This is a genomic window from Mesorhizobium sp. M1A.T.Ca.IN.004.03.1.1 (assembly GCF_003997555.1).
GTDB lineage: Bacteria > Pseudomonadota > Alphaproteobacteria > Rhizobiales > Rhizobiaceae > Mesorhizobium.
Map to the genome: position 1 here is coordinate 1 of NZ_RZTV01000826.1, position 248 is coordinate 248.

The following is a 248-nucleotide window of genomic DNA, read 5'->3' on the forward strand; positions in this document are numbered from 1 at the left end:
GACCATCTGCGCCTTGAGACCGATGCGCCTGATCATGGCCATTTCACGCTGCTGGCCGTCAATCGTGACGTTCCAAAGGCTGAGCGGCTTGTCGAATCCGGGCACGGTCTGCTCCACGGCGGCCCGCGGAAGAAGCGACGGCGGAAAGCGGGTGATCTCGGCCGCCGGCTTCAGCGAGGAGAGGCCTGCCCAGAGGACCGGAAGCAACACCACGAAGGTTCCGCCGATCAGCCAGACCCATGACAATA

1 pseudogene is annotated in these 248 nt (G+C 63.7%); it reads right to left on the reverse strand.

Going from position 1 to position 248, the window contains the following annotated elements:
* A pseudogene (locus tag EOD29_RS33980) lies at nucleotides 1-248 on the reverse strand (carbohydrate ABC transporter permease); the annotation flags it as partial.